The organism is Photorhabdus sp. RM96S (assembly GCF_042879335.1).
GTDB classification, from domain to species: Bacteria; Pseudomonadota; Gammaproteobacteria; order Enterobacterales; family Enterobacteriaceae; genus Photorhabdus; species Photorhabdus kayaii.
Genome location: NZ_JBHFKT010000047.1, coordinates 1 through 21,802 on the forward strand (window position 1 = coordinate 1; position 21,802 = coordinate 21,802).

At 49.8% G+C, this 21,802-nt stretch carries 12 protein-coding genes; 8 read left to right on the forward strand and 4 right to left on the reverse strand.

Annotation, left to right across the window (positions count from 1 at the left end; all coding sequences use genetic code 11):
• Together ACGF49_RS21060 and ACGF49_RS21065 are read right to left on the reverse strand one after the other, a co-directional pair.
• On the reverse strand, positions 1-8,328 hold an 8,328-nt coding region (locus tag ACGF49_RS21060; RefSeq protein WP_387492605.1), incomplete at its 3' end, for a hemagglutinin repeat-containing protein.
• A gap of 48 nt (positions 8,329-8,376) precedes the next feature.
• Positions 8,377-10,041 (reverse strand): ShlB/FhaC/HecB family hemolysin secretion/activation protein, encoded by a 1,665-nt coding sequence (locus ACGF49_RS21065; RefSeq protein WP_387492608.1) that lies wholly within the window; start codon positions 10,039-10,041, stop codon positions 8,377-8,379.
• A 524-nt stretch (positions 10,042-10,565) separates the two neighbouring features.
• On the opposite strand from ACGF49_RS21065, the gene ACGF49_RS21070 reads away from it, so the two are divergent.
• The 5 genes from ACGF49_RS21070 to ACGF49_RS21090 all read left to right on the forward strand — a co-directional run bounded on the left by ACGF49_RS21070 (position 10,566) and on the right by ACGF49_RS21090 (position 15,750).
• Positions 10,566-11,000 carry a hypothetical protein gene (locus tag ACGF49_RS21070; RefSeq protein ID WP_387492611.1) on the forward strand — a complete coding sequence of 145 codons (435 nt, stop codon included), beginning with the start codon at positions 10,566-10,568 and terminating at the stop codon, positions 10,998-11,000.
• A 353-nt stretch (positions 11,001-11,353) separates the two neighbouring features.
• Complete coding sequence (locus ACGF49_RS21075; RefSeq protein WP_387492614.1) at positions 11,354-11,914, forward strand: recombinase family protein; 561 nt, start codon at positions 11,354-11,356, stop codon at positions 11,912-11,914.
• Positions 11,898-13,559, forward strand: a complete 1,662-nt coding sequence (locus ACGF49_RS21080; protein WP_387492617.1) for an IS481 family transposase — start codon at positions 11,898-11,900, stop codon at positions 13,557-13,559. Before ACGF49_RS21075 ends, ACGF49_RS21080 begins: the two co-directional genes overlap by 17 nt.
• Entirely contained in the window at positions 13,492-14,517 is a 1,026-nt protein-coding gene (locus ACGF49_RS21085; RefSeq protein WP_387492620.1) for an ExeA family protein, read from the forward strand. The genes ACGF49_RS21080 and ACGF49_RS21085 overlap by 68 nt, the downstream gene beginning before the upstream one ends.
• Positions 14,518-14,676: 159 nt before the next feature.
• Positions 14,677-15,750, forward strand: a complete 1,074-nt coding sequence (locus ACGF49_RS21090; protein WP_387492623.1) for a MalY/PatB family protein — start codon at positions 14,677-14,679, stop codon at positions 15,748-15,750.
• A gap of 133 nt (positions 15,751-15,883) precedes the next feature.
• Here ACGF49_RS21090 and ACGF49_RS21095 read toward each other — a convergent pair whose 3' ends face one another.
• Complete coding sequence (locus ACGF49_RS21095; protein WP_041381091.1) at positions 15,884-16,093, reverse strand: helix-turn-helix transcriptional regulator; 210 nt, start codon at positions 16,091-16,093, stop codon at positions 15,884-15,886.
• 691 nt (positions 16,094-16,784) lie between these two features.
• Between ACGF49_RS21095 and ACGF49_RS21100 the strand changes: the two genes are divergently transcribed.
• The gene (locus ACGF49_RS21100) at positions 16,785-17,465 is read left to right on the forward strand and encodes a PAS and helix-turn-helix domain-containing protein (RefSeq protein ID WP_112872152.1); all 681 of its coding nucleotides are present in this window, start codon (positions 16,785-16,787) and stop codon (positions 17,463-17,465) included.
• 391 nt (positions 17,466-17,856) lie between these two features.
• Here the strand turns inward: ACGF49_RS21100 and ACGF49_RS21105 are convergent, their stop codons facing one another.
• Positions 17,857-18,756 (reverse strand): LysR family transcriptional regulator, encoded by a 900-nt coding sequence (locus tag ACGF49_RS21105; RefSeq protein ID WP_165578426.1) that lies wholly within the window; start codon positions 18,754-18,756, stop codon positions 17,857-17,859.
• Between the two features lie 274 nt (positions 18,757-19,030).
• Between ACGF49_RS21105 and ACGF49_RS21110 the strand changes: the two genes are divergently transcribed.
• A complete protein-coding gene (locus ACGF49_RS21110) occupies positions 19,031-20,353 on the forward strand; it encodes a M20 family metallo-hydrolase (protein ID WP_387492627.1) in 1,323 nt (440 codons plus the stop codon).
• Positions 20,346-21,794 carry a M20 family metallopeptidase gene (locus ACGF49_RS21115; protein WP_387492630.1) on the forward strand — a complete coding sequence of 483 codons (1,449 nt, stop codon included), beginning with the start codon at positions 20,346-20,348 and terminating at the stop codon, positions 21,792-21,794. Before ACGF49_RS21110 ends, ACGF49_RS21115 begins: the two co-directional genes overlap by 8 nt.
• Positions 21,795-21,802 lie beyond the last annotated feature (8 nt).

Genomic DNA, 21,802 nt, shown 5'->3' on the forward strand with positions numbered 1-21,802 from the left:
ATTAGTATCAACCATATCCTTGATCACTTGTTTGCAGCTTTCGCCTTCACAGGTGCGGGCTTGATGCGCAAAATTGTCCAGCTCATTCACGCTCAGATAGTTATTCTCAATTGCATTCTTCCCTGCCTGCGCCCCAGTGAGGGCACTGGCGGTGGAGTCACCAGCAATGCCGCCTGCCAGTCCTGCCGCCAGGGTGGAAAGGGTGCTGATAGTTTGCTTCTGCTCCTCCGTTAACTCACTGACGTTGGCCCCGTCGCCGTAAAGTTGCTTAATCAGGACCTGCGCCGCCAGTTCACCCGACGCCGCACCGGCTGCCCCTGACAGGGCATTGTTACCGCTGACTTCGGCGGCCACTGCCCCCAGAATCGCATGGGCCAGCGTATTGGTAGCAATGTCCACCTGATGGGTTTTCGGGTCGGTGGTCAGCTCTTTTATCACGCCCGCCAGATACGGTGAAGCGCCCCCGGCCAGCGCCTGACCAAGGTTGTTCCCCGCTAAGCCCTGAATGGCTGCCGTAGCCGCCTGTAGGGCTTTCTGATAGGTTCCGCCGGTCCCAAAGCCCGAGTCATTCAGCGCCTGCGTGTAGGCGGTATCATAGATTTGTTGATTGATATCCGCCGCAGTCGGGTGTGGATTGCCACTGTCGACCAGTTTTTTTCTGGCTGCCGCTTTGTCCGGTTCACTGATATGGTCCAGCTTCGCTTTCGCCGCTTTGGTGGCGATAATTTTCCCTTCGGTACTGGCTATCTCGGTCATCTGGGCGCTGAGTTCGCCAATCAGTCGCGCCTGTTTCAGCCGTTGCTGTTCTTTTTCCTTATCAAATATTGGACTGAGGACATTGGCGGCATTATCGGTATCGCGACTTAAGTTCGCGACATCCTGCGTCTGGTGCGCCTTATCCCGGATAATCAGGTTGCCCTCACTGACCGCGGCGTGCGTGGTGGTGCTATCATGGCCTTGATTATGAGTGCCCGTCAGCCCATTGACCGCCAGATTATTCAGGACCTGACCGGCGGTGGGTTGGCCGAGGCTGACGCCCGCGCTTTGCTGCTCAACAGTAAAGTCCGCTTGATTTTTAATATCCTTGAAGCCCAGCGTTCCGGTGTTCAGGGTGTTGTTGGTTTTGTCGGCTTGACTCGCTATCACCGCGCCGTCCAGTTGGGTGTGGTCACCGACGTTAACCTGATAGCCGCCTTTGCCGGCAAACAGCCCGGTCTGCTCCTGCACGCTGTCATAGTTGCTGTGGAGTTTATTGCGGCTGGCATTGAGGCTCGCGATGCCGTGGGTGAGGGGGCCCACGGTGGCGCTGACGCCCGCGCTGGCATTGTGTTGCTGGCTGTCATAGCGCTGGCTGTCCTGCTCACTGCTTAATGTCAAATGACGTTTCACCTCGGCGGTAATCTGCTCGCCGCTGACCTGAGCCCCTTTCAGCGTCGTATCCCGGCCACTGTTCAGCCCGACGGTCTGTCCCGCCTGTAACGTGGTGTTAGTGTGACTGACGCCGTTGCCGTTTTCACGGCCGTTGCCCCGGCTGACATTGGCCGAGACATTCAGGCCGGTGCCCCCCGGCCCGACAGTCAGGCCCACGCCCAGCGAGCTGCCGTGGCTGCTGTTTTTGCCGGTGGTCTGTTCAGTGCTCTGGCTGGAGGAGAGCTGAATATCCCGGTTAGCATTCAGTTGCAGGTCTTTACCCGCCTGTAACTGGCTGCCCTGAATACGGATATCGCCATGCTGGCCTGATGCGCCTTTGCCATCCCCTTTGGCGGTTATGGTCAGGTTATCCCCGGCAGTGAGATGGCTGCCCTGTTGAGTGGTCTGGCGGTGCTGCTGTTCTGAACGGGAAGATTGACGCCCGTAGGACAGGCTCACCCCGGCCAGATTGTTATTGCCTTTGTCGTCACTGCCCTGAGCCGCCGCCAGTCGGCCGGCCTGCACGGCCTGTACCCCGCTCAGCGCGGCTTGAGTATTTTGCAGCGCTTTCACTCGCGGGTCACTTTCAGTGCGAGCGGTTCTGGCGGTTTGCGCCGCGCTGTTGATAGCCCCGCCTGCGGCGCCGCTCAGCGCCACGGTTAAGCCGCTCTGTTTTTGCTCGGTTTTTGTCGTGGTGTGATGGCGGTTTTCCGCGCTGGTGATATCGACCTGTTGACCGGTCAGCGTCAGGTCTTTACCGGCAATCACCTCGCTGCCGTGAACCCGGAGCTGTTCTCCGGCGTTGAGGGTGACGTTGCCCTGGCTGCTGCCGACCGTGCTGCCTTTACTCAGCTGGCTGTCACTGTCGGTGGTGACTTTCTGGCTGGCTTTGCCTAAGGTGAAGCCAATCCCGCCCGTGCCCATCAGGCCCGATTTTTTCTCCTGTCGCCAATGGGTTTCATCGTGCGCTTCCGCGGCGGTGGTAACAGTGAGCTGATGACCGGCGTTCAGGCTGACATCCTGTGTGCCCGCCACATTGCTGCCGCGGATATTGAGGTCTTTTCCGGCCTGTAGAGTCACTTTATCGCCACTGAATGTGGTGCTGAGCGCCTGCCGGTCATGCACTTCATCGTGGGTTTCCACTGACGATTTCGACAGCCAGCCTTTGCTGGTTTGCTTGCTGTGCTCCACTAAATCGGATGAGGCTGTACCGGTGGTCAGCGTCAGGTTATTTCCGGCCTGCGCCGTCAGTTGTTGACCGGCGTTGACATGGGCGGCGGTGGCGTTCACGTCATGCCCGGCTTGCAGGGTCACCTCACCGGCGCCGGTTATCTGGCTGCCGATATCCTGTTGTTGGGTCAGATGGCGGTAGTTATCTTTCCCCCAATTCCCTTGCTCTGTGCGGCGCGTGCTTAAGGCGTCCAGCGTCAGGTTATGACCTGCGGTTATCTCGGTGTGACTGTCTTTACCGGCATTCTTGACGTCACTGGCGGTTAATTGCACATTGTTGATGGCGCTCAGCGATAAGGCGCCCTTATCATTCTGCACATAGATGCCCGCCGGACGGTCTAACCAACGGTTAGCCTCATCCCCGCGCGACGTCGATGCGCTGATGATATCGCGGCCTTTCAGAGTCACCCGGTCATCCCCCTGAATCCGGCCGCCCCGGTTGGCGAGCGTCTGTTGGGTCGTCACATCCACTTTGCCGCCGCGAATAAAGCCGCTGTTGGTCAGATTGTTGGCCGTCAGTTGGGTGACGTCACGCCCGCTAATCGTGCCGCTGTTGGTGATATCGCCCTGACTGTTGAGCGCCACGGTATTCCCGGCGAGTAAACTGCCGTCACTGCGCAGGTCGCCCTGACGGACACGCGCGTAAACCTGCGGCACAGTCACCACTTCGGTAGTGCCATCCGGCAGGGTCACGGTTTGATTGGTCAGCCAGATAATGTCCGAGGTCAGCAACGCCATCTGCGCCGGACTCAGCGCCACGCCCGGCGTTAACTGTTGCTGTTTGCCAAAGGCGATACCGGCATCCATCAGCGCTTTAAACTGGGCTTCGTCGTTATTGTAGCCGGGCAGATAGCGCTGGCCGGTCAGTTGGGTGATTTGGTCGCGCACCAGACGCTGTTCGTAGAACCCATCGCCCAGGCGTTTGTGGACCAGCGTCGGGTCATGCGTTAACTGTTGCCGCATATAGTCCGAGCCCAGCCACTGTTTGTACTGGGTAAATTTCGGGTCGGTCTCCACCAGATAGTGGCTGTCGCTGCCCGGCTGCGCGGTATACAGGCTGTTATTCGGCAGGCGGGTATCGGGGGTCACCACGCGTATCACCGGGTCGACTGTTTGCCCTTTGACGGTCTCCGGGGGCAAACTCAGTTCAAACGGCTGACCGGGCGGCAAGACCAGTGGCTGATTGTTGATACCGTTCACCGGCGTGACCGCTGTGGGGGCAGAATGTATCTGACCGGTTTGTCGGTCGGTAATCGTGATATCGGTACCCTGTGGACGGGTATGCGCCTGCCAGGCCAGCGTTTTCAGGTCAATCGTTTCTATTACGGGGGCCGGGTCATAATTGCTGCGGCTTTTTCCCTGCGAAGTTTTGGTCCCCCCGAATCCGAACTTTTTCTTTCTGGTTTTTTTGGCATACCAGCGGGTTTGGCGACCTTCATCGGTAGTGATGCGTTCGCCCTGAGTGGCAATATTGTGCAGTTCACCAATTTCACCACCGAGCGTGCCGCCAGCGACAATCTGGCTGTCGTGATTGGTGACCTGCGCACTGTTGAGCGTGATATTACCCCCGGCCAGAATTTTACCGGGGTCGCTCTGTTTGACCTGAGTTTCTTTGACGGTGCGGGTGTACTGATATTCGTAAAAGTCATTACTGCGGCTGCCATCCGGCATGATGGCATCGTGCACTTTGTATTTATTGCGGTGGGAAGTGTCCACCTGTGACCAGTCATAGCGAGTGGTCTGGCCGCTGAGTACTGCATCGTGATGCTGAGACTTTTCCGTTTCGACGACCTGAGTGACCAACCCGGCGTTGGTGTTGTTAATCTGGTCGGCATTCATCTGCAAGTGGCGCCCGGCTTCAATCGTCGCCGCGTGGTTATTGAGCTCACGGGCTTGACCGGTGGCCGTCAGGGTATTATCCAGCTGGCCGCCGATGTGCATGTCGCCCACGCTGTAAATCTGGGCATGGTCACGGTTGTTCAGTGTTCCGGTGCCGATATCCAGCCGGTCACGCGCCGCAATCACCGCGGCTTTGCCTTTCTGGGCGGTGTTATTCAACGTGCCCGTCTGGAGGGCGAGCTGGTCCCCGTAGATGCGCCCGGTGCCGGTGTTGTTCAGGGTGTTGGCCGTGAGATGGGTCAGGCCGCCGTCAATCAATCCGGTATTGTTCAGGGTATCATGGACCTGGATTTGCGTTTGTTTAGCACTGATTTCACCGGAGGCGCTGTTAGTGAGATGCTGTGCGTCAAGATGCAGCGCCTGACCGGCTTTTATCTGGCGGTCATTGATAAGATTACCGGCCGTTTTCAGGGTCAGATTGCCATTGGCCGCGGTGTTGCCGGTATGATGAAAATCCTCAGTTAAAGTGACCGCCATATCGCCCTGCGATAACAGTTGGCCGTCCCCACTCAGGCCGTGTGCGTTAATCGTGGCGTGCTCCCCGGCAATCAGCGTGCCTTGCCGGTTGTTAATCACCAGAGACGTAGGACGGGTCTCGTCGTCTACGGTAAGCTGTTTGCCCGCGGAGATTAACCCCTGCGCATTCTCCAGCGTATGACTCACCTGAGCTTGCAGGTGATTGGCTGCCCGTAAGGCACCCTGAGTGTTGTCTACCCGTTGGGCGTTTACCGTCAGGTCTTGCGCTTCTAGCCCGTTATCCGCCTGCTTTGTTTCCCGGTTAATCAGGTGAGCGGTGTTCAGGGTCAGTTGTGCGCCGCCACGGATAAGGCCGCCGGTGTTATCGGTTTGGGTCTTAACATTCAACACGGTGTCGCCCACCGCCTGCACCTGTCCGTGACGATTGTCGAGCCGCTGGGTTTTCAGGTTGAGCGTCTCTGTCGATAACAATTTGCCGTCCCGGTTATCCAGTGTGGCGTGTTGAGTGTCGACAACCAACTGTCCACCTTGCAGATGACCGTGGCGATTGTCCAGTTGACCGCTGGTGAGGGTCGTCTTGCCCTCACCGAGAATATAGCCCTGCTGGTTATCCAGTAACTGCCCGTTAGTATCCAGAGTCAGAGCGTCTGCGGATTGTAAGGTCCCCTCGTGGTTTATCAGTTGTTGACTGTGAATGTCCAGCCCGCCATTCCCGGCTATCTGGCCCTGAGTATTAGTGAGCTCGGCGCTGGTCAGCGTGGTTTTACCGTCCGCGGCGATTATCCCGCCGGTGTTATCAACATCGCCGGTGCGCAGCGTTAACTGCCCGCCGCTTAACACCCGACCCGCTTTTTGGTCGGCATGGTGAGTGTTAGTGAGCCTCTGCCTGTGGGTATCAATAGATATCTCGCGGCCAGCCTGTAACAGCCCCGCCGTGTTATCCAGTTCACCACTATTGACCTTCAGGGTGTCCTCGGCTATCACCTGTCCGGCGGTATTGGTGAAGGGATGGCCTGTCGTCCGGCTGTCAATGTTTTGCGCCAGCAATACGCCCTGCGTGTTATTCAGGGTCTGGCTGGTCGTGGTCAGTCGGGTTTTGGCTTCAAGATGACCGTTAACGTTTTGAAGAGCTTTGCCCACGGTGAGGGTGGCGCTGTCCCCGGCGGCAACAATGCTCCCCCGGCGATTATCCAGTTGGGTGGCGCTGAGTTGTAACGCGTGGCCCGCTTCCAGTCGGCCCGACTGATTGTCCAGGGTGTCTTTGACCGCCAGTGTCAGCGAACCTTTTTCGGCGGCCACGATGTTGCCGTGACGATTATCGACGGTCGTTGCTTTAAGGTTCAGGTTGCCGTTGCCCGCAAGGGTGCCGTGCTGGTTATCCAGCATTCGGGTGGTGAGGGACAGCGTGTCTTTGCCCTGTTGTTGCATCACGCCGCCTTGATGACTCAGGATGTCCGCGTTGACGGTTATCTGCCCGGCCTGAGTTTCAGCGTGGTTGAGTTGCAGTTCACCGGCCTGTATCGTCAGGGTGCCATTGGTCAGTAATTTGCCCTTATCACCCAGCCACCGTTGGGTGTTGAGTGACAATTGTCCGTTGCCTGCCAGTTGCACCGTCCCCTGAGTGTTATCGGCCTGATGCGCGGTGAGATGCAGGTCCTCGCCCTGACTGGCAATAGTGCCCTGACGGTTGTTAAGCCGGTCAGTAGTGAGAGTCAGTTTCCCCTGATTGAATACCATCCCCTCACGGTTATTCAGGGCGTGGGTGTTAAGCGCCAGTTCACCGGTCCCGGTCTGGTTAATTTTTCCTTTCAGGTTAGAGATATCCGGGGTCGTGAGGTGGATTTCCCGCGCCACTAACTGGCCGCTGTCGTTGTTAAACTGGCCCGGGGTTTTCGCGCTAAAACGGTCGGCGTTGACGGTAGCGCGAGCGGTACTGATGCCCGATTGACTGGCAGTCAATTGGATATGTCCGGCCGCCGTCTGGCTGTCACTCAGGTCAATCTGTTGACTGTGGATAGCCAGCGTATCGGTGGCCAGATTTTTGCCATTGGCCTGAACGTGTTGTTTGGCCGTCAGGGTCAAGGAGCCGGGTAAAGTGGTACGACCTTTATCATCTAGCCCCGCTGCCCATACACTGTCATGGCTGCTGTGTATCGTGTCGGCGGTAACGGTGGTATCGCCGCGGGCTTCCACCCGGCCCTGATTATCTAGTGCGCCGCCAGCCCGCAAGGTCAGTGCCGACTGTGACAGCAATTTACCGGTGTTCGAAACATTAGCAGACGAAGTTAATTGCAACGCGTCACGACTACTGATAGCGCCGCGATTCTCTATCCGGCCATCGGCGGTGATATGCACTTCGCCGGCAGACGCGCCGATATTGCCGGCATTATGCACCCCCACCCCCGCTTCGGTGCCTATCAGCCTGATTTTATGGGCGTACATGCCGCCCAGTGCCGCCACATCCAGCGCAAACGCCGGGTGCTTTTCATCGTCAATCGATTTTTTCTTAATCTGCTGATGCGCCGCATCGACAATATTGCGCCCGGCGGTCACTTTCAGGTCTTGGGCGTGTAATTTGGCGTTAATCGCCACGGAGCGGGCGATAATATCGGTGTAACTTTGCTGTGTGCTGTCCATGCCGCGCCCGTCAATCCGCACTTCCCCCTGATTGACATCAAACCCTTTCAACCGACCCTGTTCCATCAGCGCCTGTCCGGTGGTGAGCGTAGTGCGATGTGAATTAATGAAACCGCAACCGTTACAGGTGATGCCCGAAGGATTGGCAATAATCACCTCGGCTTTATGCCCGGCCACTTCAATCCAGCCATTAAGGTGACTGGGGTCACGACTGTTGACCTCGTTAAGAATAACGCTGGCGTCCCCTTTGGCTAACCACGGATTGCCTGCGACCATACCGCCCAGTTGCGTCTGGGTGGCCTGATGGCTGTTATTGAGGATCACCCCCTGTTTATCCACGTCAAACTGACGGTAGGTATTGTGGGAAACGCCGTCGGCGCCGGGGGTCTGGATATTGACCTGCGGCGTGCCGTTGGCGCTGCGAATGATGGTGGGCTGCTGACGGCCTGGCGCCTGTCCGTCGGCCACAATCGCCGCCTGCGCGGTGAGCGAAACTCCGCCAAGGGCTAACAACAACCCAAACCGTAGCGCGGTGAGTCGGCAACGACGCTGCGGTGAAGAGGGGCGATGAGCGCGACGTCCGGCTCTTCCCCGTCCGGCCCGCGCTATCTCGGCCACCACCATCCACAACTGGCGAGATTGATTAAAGATAATACGATATAACTGCTTGTTCATGATTTTTGCTCCACACAACACTACCTACCGGCAGCTTTGTTATTTGAATTAATACTGCCAATACAGGTTGAATCCGGCCGTGACGGGGGAAGTTTGGAAACCGGCGGGTTTGGACAGCGGGACGCCGACAAACAGGTCGTAGCTCACCTTTTTCAGGCTGCCGCGCCAGCCCAGGGCGCTCCCCGCCAGGTGTTTTCCGAGCAGCGCGTCGCTGCCCCGGCCGCCCACTTCGCCATAATCCATTGCCAGATACAGCGACTGCCCTTTCAGCGGGGTTTGCCAGTCCAGTTCGTTGCGGCTGTACCAACCCCGATCAGCGGATAAGGTCAGCTCGCCATCAAAGCCGCGTACCGTCCAGCGACCGCCAATCGAGAAGCGATCCTGGGGCGTCAATGGGCTGGCGCTTATCTGACGCAAATATTGGGTCTGATAAGAAAAGGGCTGAGAAAACAGCGTTAACGGCCCGGAAAGCGTTGCCGAGAACTGGGTGATTTTAGGCAAGGCGGTCCCCTCATTGCGGTACTCTTCCGGCGCCGGTTGTGCGCCAAACCAGCGCATGCCCTGCTGGTAAGTCACCCGGGTATCCAGCGTCGCGCTGCCGATAAAGTGATGATGGGACAGCCCCAGCTTCCAGCCCGCAGTTTCCCGGCGCTGAACATCGACTTCGGTCTTATCAATAAAATTGCGGGAAGTCCGACGATAAATTTCACCGTTAAGCCCGGTTTTCTGGTCGGCGTTACGATGTAGCACCCGGCTAAGCTGGACCGCCAGGTTTTGGCTTTTGCCCCGGTATTGGATCGCCTGATTCAACCCGGCTATCGTCTGGGTATAATCGTAATGACTGGCCGTCACGCTCGCCATCCAGTAGCCGAAAGGCAGGGAGTAATAGAGCGTGTCGTTCTGGCTGCCTTTCCCGGCAGATGAGTGAATATCGCGTCCCTCGGAGAGATAGAACAGATCGCTGAGCGCCAGCGGGTTATCCAGAAAGAAGGTTAAACCGCCCTGATAACGTCCGGTGCTCTTGGAGCCGGTATCATCCAGATACGTGGCGATTCGCCAGTGGCGGGACTGACGCCAGTCCAGCACAATATCGCTCTCCCCCGGCTGCGCTGCCGGAACAATGTTCATCTCCGCTTGCACGGTCGGGAAACGTTGCAAGTTTTCCAATCCCTGCTCGATATCCCGTAAATCCAACAGTTTGCCTTCACGCGCGGGAAAGGGCGTGATGCGTTGAATATAATGGCCGCTATCCGGGGTATAGCGAATATGCCGGATGTTGCCCGGTATCATCACCAGTTTTAGCGTTTGGGTACGCAGATCCTGGGGAGGAACCAGAACCCGGCTGGTGACATAGCCGTGATTAATGAGCTGATCTTGCAACTGGGTTATCAGCCGGCTGATGCCTTTATCGCCCAGGCAATGGTTTTCGCCCTGTTGGGCGACACGCCGGAACGGTAGCCAGTGCGGGAAATTTTCGGTGCCTGCCAATACGACATGGGTGACAGGAAAACAGGGGGTTTCCACCGCAAAGGCGGCTGACTCCCCGGTTTCCGGTACCGACAGATGAACTTCCGCAGGCGGCGGGGCTAATTGCGCTTCCAGCGCGTGCTGACGGGCCTGTTGATGAATGAGTTGTTGATCTGCGATGTCGGCGGCTTGACTGCCTGAGGCTACGCTACAAAAGACCGTTAATACCAAAATACTGCTTTTCATTGACTTTCTATTCCACAATGTCTAAACAGCATTAACCACGAATTTAACTTAACGATCAATATTTAGGGTTGATTATCAACCGGGCAACTAAAATAGGGGGGTGGTTAAGATAGCAGCAAAAACAAGAGGTTATATGACAAAGCAAAAAACAGGCCAATGTGATTATTTTGTGACAGTATTGTATAAAAAATAGATTAATATTAATCATTTAATAACCAACATTAATAATTTCAAATTAATTTTATTGTTTTATTTTAATTATGTGATGTACATCACGTTTATGATGATTGATTTCAGCATTGAATGACTTGAACTGTGACAGTTATTTTTAATTTGTGATAAGTAATGACCTTTTCTGATTAGATTGGATGATGACTTTTAGCTCAGTTGGCAAAACAGGCGCTACGCTATTGCGGATTGAGAGATACCTATCAAACAGCTGGTGTTGGTGGTGATTATGGGGTCCGCTTGGAAAACGGGTAGAGGGAACTGGAACCGTCTGTTTCCCAGATTCTGATGATGTCGTGAAAAATTTAATATATCAAGTAACCGGTAAATTAGGTGCTGCTATCGGAGCTGCAATAAAACGGGCAAAACGAGCAGTCGTTTTTAAGCAGTTATTGAAGGCGAAAAAAAGTGGTATAGACGTGACGCCATCTGTTGTAAAGAATGTGGCAAAATCTATAAAAATTTGTGGTAGATCATTTGAAGGTAGAGAAATTAATCGAGTTTTCGGTACTAAATTTAGAACAGTAGCAAACAAGACAACAATCACCAGAGCAGAATTAGCAGAAATTGAAAATAGTCTTGAAAAACAAATGATTGAACTAATTTCAGCTTTAAATAAAATTAAAATAGAGCAAAAGAACAATTGGCATTATTCAGCGCAAAGGAAAAAAATTCTCACAGAATGGTCAAATCAGCGAAAAGAGAACGAGAACAAAAATTGGAAAATATAATCCAAATCCATTAACATATATATGTGTTAAGTGTAGCGGCCCGCATTTAAAATATGGCGGGCTCGCATTTATCCGGTTTTTTAGCTCACATTAAGTGAAAATGAAATCGGGTTTAGGCTCATATTAACTGCAAATGAGCTTGCATTTACCTTTTTCGGCTCGCATTTCATTTCGACCGGCTCACAGTAACTGCAAATGAAATTTTCCGCTTAAACCAATCTATTGGATTGTATGGGTATACCTAAAACGAACAATTCAGTGAGACAGTTTTTCTGTCTCATTTGGGTTGTTTTTGTCTCATTCTGGTGTTACGTTTTCATCATCTAGAGTTAAACGAGACAGTTATCAGCATTATGGCACTTTACGGCTATGCCCGCGTTTCAACCTGCGACCAGGATCTCACCCTGCAGACACAAATTCTTCGTGCTGCGGGTTGTGAAATCATTCGTGCAGAAAAAGCCAGTGGAAGCAGCCGGACCGGAAGGAGCGAGTTGCAGTTGTTGCTGGAATTCCTGCGCCCCGGCGATACGCTGATGGTGACTCGCGTGGATCGCCTGGCCCGCAGCATTAAGGATCTGCAGGATATCGTATATGCCCTGAATCAACAGGGCGTAGCGCTCAGGGCAACAGAACAACCCGTAGACACGCAAACGGCAGCGGGAAAAGCCTTCCTCGATATGCTGGGCGTTTTCGCTGAATTTGAAACCAATCTTCGCCGGGAGCGCCAGATGGAAGGTATTGCCGCGGCGAAAGCGCGTGGCGTATACCGCGGAAGGAAACCCTCAATCGACCCTGCTGAGGTATATCGTCTGTACACCATTGAAAAGATGGGCGCCACGGCCATTGCCCGCCAGCTCGGGATCGGGAGGGCGTCAGTCTACCGGGCGCTGGAAAATTATGAGCAGCCGGCGTAGCGCTATCCCAGCTGACTCTCTGTTGCAACTGCGGCAACGGCTTGATCGCCTGCCGCCAAAAAGTCCTGAACGGGTCACTCAGATTGCCGCGACAGCTCAGCTGTATGGCATTTCGGTCACAACAGTTTATCGCGCCCTTCGACTTATCCTCAGACCACGAACAGCCCACCGCAGCGATCATGGTCAGCCCCGTGTTCTGCCACCATCCGAGCTGGAACATTACTGTGAACTGATTGCCGCACTGAAATTACGTACCACCAACAAATCTGGTCGCCATCTGTCGACAAGGCGGGCAATACAATTACTGGAAGAGCATGGCGTTGAAACCGCTCAGGGGTTGATCCGAAGCCCCAAAGGTTTGCTTCGAAAGCAGACAGTCAATCGCTGGCTTTCCCGCTGGCGCCTGGATCAGCCCCGCCTGTTACGCGAGCCTCCGGCTGTAAGATTTCAGGCTGAAAATAGTAATGACTGCTGGCAGTTTGATATGTCGCCATCCGACCTCAAACACATTGAGCGGCCTGACTGGGTGGATCCTGCCCGTGGCGAACCTACGCTGATGCTGTTCAGCGTGGTGGATGACCGGAGCGGTGTTGCTTATCAGGAATACCGGTGTGTGTATGGTGAGGATGCTGAGTCAGCGCTGCGTTTTCTCTTTAACGCCATGGCACCAAAGGCCAGGACTGATTTTCCTTTCCAGGGCCGCCCGAAAATGTTGTATCTCGATAACGGCCCGGTGGCCAAAAGCCACGTGTTTCAGAATGTGATGCAGTCCCTGAAGGTTGACTGGCTGACGCATACTCCTGCAGGCAAGGATGGCACCCGGACGACAGCCCGTTCCAAAGGTAAAGTCGAGCGCCCTTTCCGGACCGTCAAGGAAGCCCATGAAACCCTGTACCATTTCCATAAACCGGAGACGGAGCTGCAGGCCAACGAATGGCTCTGGAACTATCTGAGTCGTTATAACGCGCAGCGTCACCGTAGTGAGAAACATTCACGCCAGGAGGACTGGCTGGAAAATATCCCCCAGGATGGCATAAGAGATATGTGCAGCTGGGAACAATACTGTCGGTTCGCCCGGGAGCCTGAATCCCGCAAGGTGGGTATTGATGCGCGGGTAGCAATCGACGGTACCGTATGGGAAGTGGAACCTGATATGGCAGGCGAAACGGTCATCCTGCTGTGGGGGCTGTTTGACGAAGAGATATATGTGGAGTTTGCGGGTGAAACGTGGGGCCCTTATTATCCGGTGTCGGGTCCTGTTCCGTTACACCGTTACCGGACTTTCAGGCGTGGTAAAGCAGCGGAGCGGGCCGATCGTATCCATGCGCTGGCCCGACAGCTGAATATCCCCATCAGCGCTTTATCCGGCAGCGATCTCCGTATGATTAATGATGACACTCAGCGCATCAATGAGCTGCCGCATCAGCCCTTTGATACCCGAAAATTTGAATACCACTTTCCCACCGTTATTGCGGCAAAACTGGCTATTGCCGACGATCTGGCAACACCACTGGCCAGAATGTCGGATGAAGACCGGGCGTTTATCGACAGTATTCTGACTGAGACGCTTAACCGTAGTGAAGTACTCGCCCGCATCAGAGATTATTTTCGTAACAGACAATCAGGAGAAGACCATGCGGGTTGAAGTGATGGAGCATTATGGACTGGTTCAGTCAATTGAACTGGCGGGCTATTATGAAACCGCCCACCATAAGCAGCTGATGAAGGACATCAAGGGTGCGATACGCGAAGGGCGGCTGATTGCCGTCTGTGGCGTTGTAGGAAGTGGAAAAACAGTCACCCTGAGACGCCTGCAGCAACAACTGATGGATGAAAACAAAATTATTGTCGCCCGCTCACTGTCGGTGGATAAACAAAGCGTCCGGCTCGCCACGCTTATAAACGCCCTGTTTTATGACCTGGCACAGGATAAGCAGGTGCAGATCCCTAAACAGGGCGAGCGCCGCGAGCGGGAACTGCAGGAACTGGTTAAAAAAGGTAAGCGCCCGGTAGCACTGTTTGTTGATGAAGCGCATGACCTGAACGGTAATACATTAACGGGGCTCAAACGGTTGATGGAAGTGGTTGAGGATGGCGGAGGACGGTTATCTGTCGTTCTGGCCGGTCATCCAAAACTGCGTAATGACCTGCGTCGTCCGACGATGGAGGAAATTGGTTATCGTACTGATATTTTTACGCTGGACGGGATCACCGGCAGTCAGCGCGAGTATATCCAGTGGTTGCTGAAAACCAGTACCGGTAAGGGTAAGCCGGAAGATATTCTGACTACCGAAGCTGTCGACCTGCTGGCGATGAAACTGCGAACACCGCTGCAGGTGCAGTTGCACCTGACACTGGCAATGGAAGCAGGATACCAGACAGGTGAAAAACCGATTACCGCCACGCTGGTTGAGTCTGTGCTGTCACGTCAATTGGATGACCTGGAGCCGACACTCACGCGGCATGGTTACCGTCTGAAAGACATGGTGGAGCAGTTTGATGCAAAACCTGCTGAAATCAGGGCATTATTTAACAATCAGTTGGATCCGGGCCGTACAGCGGAACTGCGCGACAGAATGCTGGCGGTCGGTTTACCGATATGACGATGTCTATTTGCAATTATTGTGAGCCCAGCGAAATGGATTGCGAGCCGGGCAGGATAAATGCGAGCCCATTATCACTTAATGTGAGCCGGTGGCATTTTTCATTTGCAGTTAATGTGAGCCGAAACTGGCGCTGATTGCGAGTCGGAGGGATTTCGATTGCGAGCCGTTACAGATATTGATTTTCAATGCCCGGAAGCAGTCTTGCAAACACTCTACTCCCGAATTGAACATGGTATTTTTGGTTATAGCGAACGCGACGATCTCTATTATCAAGCAGCAATAGACTGGTTTTCAAGGCGTCATAAACTGACCTTGCACCGCGATTGGTTTACGTCGATAGAAGGCGTCATACCCGGATTGGCTTTACTGATACAGATGCTCAGTAAACCGGGGGAAGGTGTCGTTGTGCAAGGGCCCTATTATGCTTCATTCGCCAAAATTATTACTATGAACGGCAGGATGGTGATTGAAAACCCGCTTCTTGAAAGTCTGGAAGGTTATAAAATTGATTATGATCATCTGGAACAGATATTGGAGCAACACAGACCGCCTCTGTTATTGTTATGTAACCCACATAATCCTACTGGTAGATGCTGGAATAGTGACGAACTACTCCAGATATTAATGCTTTGTAAAAGGTACGGGACGACGGTAATTTCCGATGAAATTTGGGCTGATTTAATTTTACCGTGGGGGAAATTCACCTCAATACTGCATCTGGGGAATGAATGGCATGACAATGTCATTGCCGCTACCTCAACAAGTAAAGCATTTGGACTTTCATCACTCCGTATATCGAATTTTCTCATTCCCAATCTTGAACTTCGACGTTCCTTTATCGATCGGTTGAATGCGCATGGACTAGATGTATTCAATGTCCTATCGATGACTGCGGCTACAGCCGCATATCAATATGGGGATGTATGGCTTGATGAACTACAGCATTATCTGGCAGAAAACCGTTGTTGGTTTGAGCAGGCTTTAACGTCTGTTGTTCCCTGGTGTCGAATGACCAAAGCGGAAGGTACATATCTGGCTTGGCTGGATTGTCGTGATTTAGGCTTGGATGATGATGCTTTGCAACGTGCTTTATTACAAAAAGCCAAAATAGCCGCTTCAATGGGATCGAATTTTGGTAATCATGGGAAAGGATTTATCAGAATAAACTTAGGTTGTCCCCGAGAATATCTTGAAAAGGCAATCACTGGTTTAGTTCAGATAACATCATAAAATAAAAAGGTAAATAGCACTGTATTAATTCTATGTTCATACCTGAAGCTTTCCACAAGAAAAGCTTCAGGTAATGAGTATCCTCTCATTGATTTTTATATGAGAAGTTCATATTAATTTTGAAAATGACAACTCATTTAAAATATCTACTCGGCCATATTTCGCAAGGATCACAATTTAAAGCGGCAGCAATAAGTCGTTCGCCTTTGGGCCACGGACGGTGCAGCGCATTACTTAAGGTAGATGATGCAAGTCCCGCCTCTCTTGAAATAGCAGATAACGACGTTCCCCGTTTTTTAAGTCCCGCAATAATATCCGCTGGGTGCCAGTCGTTTTTTACAATCATTCCTTTCTTCTCTCCTCAGTTTGGTTATTCAAGGTGCTATATTCATACTCTCTCTTCAATTTGATATTTTTATATTTCTACAGCTTTTTCCCTGAGTCCGCGCAGGCGCAGAATGTTAAAAAATAGCTGTACTAAGACATTAAACCCCGCCAAGTACAGCCAAATATTCTCCGAATATAAAATTGTCTAACGACAAAAATGTTATTAAATGAACTCTGATTGTTCAAAATTGAACTTTAAATGTTCAGAAATGTTCTTTTTAGATCACTAATATATTCAAAAAGTTTAGTTGTTTTTGGAAATGTTGTAACCGGATGAAATACTTTAATGAATGTCTTAAGCTTTTCAGTTACAGGAATGACACCAACTCAGTTAGCTCAGCGAATTAATAAGACCATTAATCTTAATGAGTTGCAAAGTTATGTATGTTCAATTTTTTAAAAACTTCTTAACTAATAAAATAAATCATATAAATTATCATTGTTTAAAACAATAACCTTGTTTATATTTTATAGTGCTTATAATGTTGTCGTAAAATTAATAAAAATACACTTTTTGGCTGGATGATTGTTGTGCTGTATTATATAGTTAAGCTGTCTCAGTTATAATTAAGGTAACAATTCATTCAGATAATGCTTTAATGATAACTCAGTGGTCACTATGTCAAATATAATAAAGGAACGATGACATGAATAATAAGTTAATCATTTCACCTCAAGTTATTAACACATTGGCAATCAGTAACGATCCTTGGGGAATAAAAGATAAAAATTCCTGTTTTATTTATGGCAATAAAGCGCTGAACTCCATCAAAGGTTTTTCTGATTCATTTGATTTCGAAGGGCTTTATGATGATGAGCTTCCTTGGGATGGTGCCGAGTTTGCAAAAGAATATATTCATCATGACCAAAAGGTAATGAAAGAAGAAAAATCATATGTTTCACTCGAAACCCATATTTGGGGAGAAATAAGAACCTTATCCTCCTATTTCTGTGAAAAACAACCTATTTATCATGAAAATGGTGATTGTCTTGGAATTATCTATCACTTGTGGAAAGCTCAAGATTATTCATTAACACGTTTATATCATGGAAAACTCCCCGCTTCCATTATATTTCAACCACCGACTCATTTATTTACCCAACGGGAATGGGATGTCATTTTTCTCTCTTTACATAAATATACCAGTAAACAAATTGGTAGAATATTAAATATTTCCTACCGTACTGTTGAACACTATACGGCACAAATATACAGAAAAGTTGGTGTTAGATCTGCTCGGCAATTGGAGGAATACTGTCGCTTTAATAATTATGATCTTTATGTACCAGAAAGATTTTTACGCCCTGAAAGCAGTATTTTTGTTTGAATCTCAAGTCCTGGCAATGTTCACAAGAGGAAATGGATGAACTGAGTTGTCGTTATGTATTACATTGATCGGAACAAGCGAACATGACCAGCACACTATGATCTTTTTTACTACCCGTTTAAGGAAGGACGGGGCAATCAATACCGGGCTAAACAAAATTGAACGCTTGTGGCAATTATTACATGAAACAGTAACACTAAATCATTGTTGTCAGTATATGTGGCAGTTACTTAAATTAAATATGTGGAAGAGTTCATAGAAAGCGTTTTCGTTGCAACAACAATCTGGAGTGAAAAAATAAGTGTACCACCATATGGAAGCTTATTTAGTTTATCCAGTCGGACCGGTAGGTCTACTCAGCTCCCCCTAATCCCCACTTCAGGTGCAAAAATTAATCACGACAATACATCCGAAAAAGTCTAGCCAAATGTTCTCCTGCGGGAGTTAACTTTGTATCTCTGCGTTGAACAAGGCAAAAAGTTGCAAACGGAAGCTCCTCTTTAAGGTTTAACGCCACAAATTGCTGGTTAAACAGAGTCTCATCAACCACATCCACAGCTACAATAGTCACAAAGTCACTTTCGGAGACTAAACTCATGCAAGCCATTAATGTTTCACACGTGACACTAAAGACAGGTGGATTATCCAGCGATGTAAACATCTCAAATAACCTGCGATAGTAGGTGCCTTTCGGTGTTGGCATGGTCCAGTCACAATCAATTAATTCGTCTAAAGAGGTTGCATTCACTTTTGGATGCCCTTTTCGTACAATCACTTTGTACTCTTTTTCCATCAATTTTTCGAAGCTCAATTCTGCATCTAAGCTACCGGGATAATAGGTGTTCACGGTAAAATTCAGTTCACCTTGTCTGAGCTGAGGTAGCATAGTCAATAACTGTCCCTCAACAATTCTTAATTTTACTGTAGGATAATCACGGTGAAACTGTGTAATCACCTTTGGCATAATCGTACGTGCAATACTGCCAGCTACGCCAATATTGACTACACCACCGATCAAGCCAACTCGTTGTTGAATATCTTCCTGTGCAATTCGAAGCTCCTCAAGTATCAAACAGGCGCGTTGTAAAAAACTTTTTCCACACTCTGTCAAATGAATACCTTGGTTACTGCGTATAAATAATTTTGCACCAAGTGAATCTTCTAGTTCGCGAATCGATTTAGTCAAAGCAGGTTGTGAGAGTAACAGAAACCGACTAGCCGCTCTGATACTGCCATGACGGTAAATTTCAACAAAAGCGCGCAGTTGATTGAGTTTTATTGGTGTCGTCATTTTTCTCTCTTGCGATAACTTTTAATTATATAGATAAAGATAATTGTATCTTACTTGAACAAAATTTATTGTATACATTAAAAATCAGTAATGAAAAATCGGGCTGTATTTAAATTTAAAATTCAACAAAAATATTTTTAAATTATTAAAACAATAAAATTTTAAAAAATAAACTAGTTCAATCAAAATTAAATAAATATTTTAATAAAATCAATCTTGGTGAAATAAACCAAATATATTTTCTTCTCCGCGATAACTAAAAGAGATAATTATTATGGGCACTTTATTAAGTGAATCTATTCAGCAAATTGCTAAACAATTACGAAACTGGCGTCGCGATTTCCACCATTTTGCTGAATCAGGCTGGTTCGAATTCAGAACAGCAACGATTGTGGCGGATGAACTGCACCGTCTGGGTTATAGCCTGAAAATGGGAAAAGATGTTATCAAGGCTGATGCACGAATGGGCTTACCTTCAAAACAGGCATTACAAGCGCAAGAACAGCGTGCTATTAAACAGGGCGCTCTGACTGAATGGCTACCCCATTTTTCAGGCGGGTTTACTGGCATTGTCGCGACACTCGATACCGGAAAACCTGGACCAACCTTGGCTTTTCGGGTGGATATGGATGCGCTTGACCTGAATGAGGAACAAACTCACGTGCACCGCCCTTATGCTGAAGGCTTTTCCTCTTGTAATACACATATGATGCATGCCTGTGGTCATGATGGTCACACAGCGATTGGATTAGGACTCGCTTGTATATTGAAAAAATATGAAAGCCAACTGACTGGAAAAATCAAACTGATTTTTCAGCCTGCGGAAGAAGGAACTCGTGGTGCAAAATCAATGGTTGAAGCGGGCGTTGTCGATGATGTTGATTTCTTTATCGCTATTCATATCGGCACTGGTGTACCTCAAGGCGAATTGGTCTGTGGGAGTAATAATTTTCTTGCTACCACCAAAATCGATGTCACTTATCGTGGTGTTGCCTCGCATTCTGGTGCAAAACCAGAAGCGGGAAAAAATGCACTGTTAGCCGCAGCACAAGCAACCTTAGGACTGTATGCTATTTCTCACCACAGTGAAGGCAGCTCACGTATTAACGTCGGAGTGTTACAGGCAGGCATTGGCCGTAACGTTATTCCTGACTATGCATTAATGAAAGTGGAAACTCGCGGTGAAACTAATGAGGTCAATGCATTTGTCTACCGTCAAGCTCTCAATATTATTGAAGGTGCGGCAAAAATGCAGGGGGTTGAATATGGAATACAATTAATGGGTGCCGCTCAAAGTAGCCAACCTAGCCTGGTATGGGTCGATTTCATTTATCAACAGGCTCAACAATATATCCCAGAGCTTTCATCTGTTGTCAAAAGCCGTCAGCAAGCTGCCGGATCGGAGGATGCGACCTATTTTATGGAACGAGTCAAATCGAATGGTGGTCAAGCCACTTACCTTATTTTCGGTACAGCACTCAGCGCAGGTCATCATAATGAACGGTTTGACTTTGATGAAAACGTGATGACCACCGCAGTGAAAACATTAGCCACTATCGCTCTTAACCTACCTGATTTCGGAGTTCATCATGAATAACTCGTTGATTGAATTCATCAATGAATACATTGAGCAACGCCAAAGTGATTTTACTTACCTTAGCGATAAGATTTGGGAGCACCCTGAGACCAATTTTGAAGAAAACTTTTCTGCTGAACTGCTCGCAAATGCGTTAGAAAATGAAGGGTTCGTTGTTCAGCGTGGGGTAGGCAATATTGAGACCGCGTTTATCGCCAGTTATGGCAGTGGACACCCTGTGATTTCTTTACTTGGTGAGTATGATGCGCTGGCTGGTTTAAGCCAAAAAGCAGGCTGTTGTGAACCTAATCCTATGGTTAAAAACGGTAACGGTCATGGGTGTGGACATAATTTACTGGGGACAGCCGCACTCGCTGCGGCATTTACAGTGAAAGCCTGGTTGCAAAAAAATCAACAAATTGGAACTGTACGGTTTTACGGTTGCCCGGCGGAAGAAGGGGGTTCCGGCAAAACATTTATGGTCCGGGAAGGTCTTTTTGATGATGTTGATGCAGCAATTACATGGCATCCTGAATCATTCAGTAGTGTATTTAATGTCCAGTCTCTGGCAAATATCCAAACAGCATTTCATTTTAAAGGAGTTGCTTCACACGCCGCCAATTCCCCTCACTTGGGTCGAAGTGCTTTAGATGCAGTCAGTCTGATGAATGTGGGTGTTCAATTTCTTCGTGAACATATCATTCAGGAAGCACGAATTCATTATGCAGTGACTAATACCGGTGGTGTGTCACCTAACGTTGTACAGGCTGATGCCGAAGTTTTATACCTTGTTCGCGCCCCACAACTGGATCAGGCTCAAGATATTTATCAACGAGTCATTGATATTGCTAAAGGTGCTGCCTTAATGACCGGCACGCAATTGAATATTCGCTTTGATAAGGCGTGTTCAAACTATATTCCTAACCGCACGATGGAAAGAGTGATGTATCAGTATATTCAAGCCTTTGGTATTCCCGAATATACTGATGAGGAATGCCAATTTGCCGAAAAAATTCATCAAACACTGACAAAAGATGATTTACGCAATGCCAAACTCAATGCAGCGCGAACAGCGGGCGAAGAGGGTAAACGCTGGAGTGAGCGACAAGGGGAAAAAGTACTGACAGATGAAGTCTTACCCTATATAGAATCGCAAGAGTTACTGTATGGATCTACCGATGTCGGTGATGTCAGTTGGGTAACACCCACAGCGCAATGTTTCAGTCCCTGCTTCGCCTTTGGCACACCACTGCATACTTGGCAATTAGTCGCACAAGGGCGTTCATCCATTGCTCACAAAGGGATGTGTCTTGCCGGGAAAATTATGGCCGCCACCGCACTTAAATTATTAATAGACCCTGCTCTGCTAGCAGAGGTCCAGTTTGAGTTCAAACACCAACGGGATGAGCATCCCTATCAGTGTCCTATTCCGCCCGATATTAAACCATCACCTTTGAAATAACTTTGCTT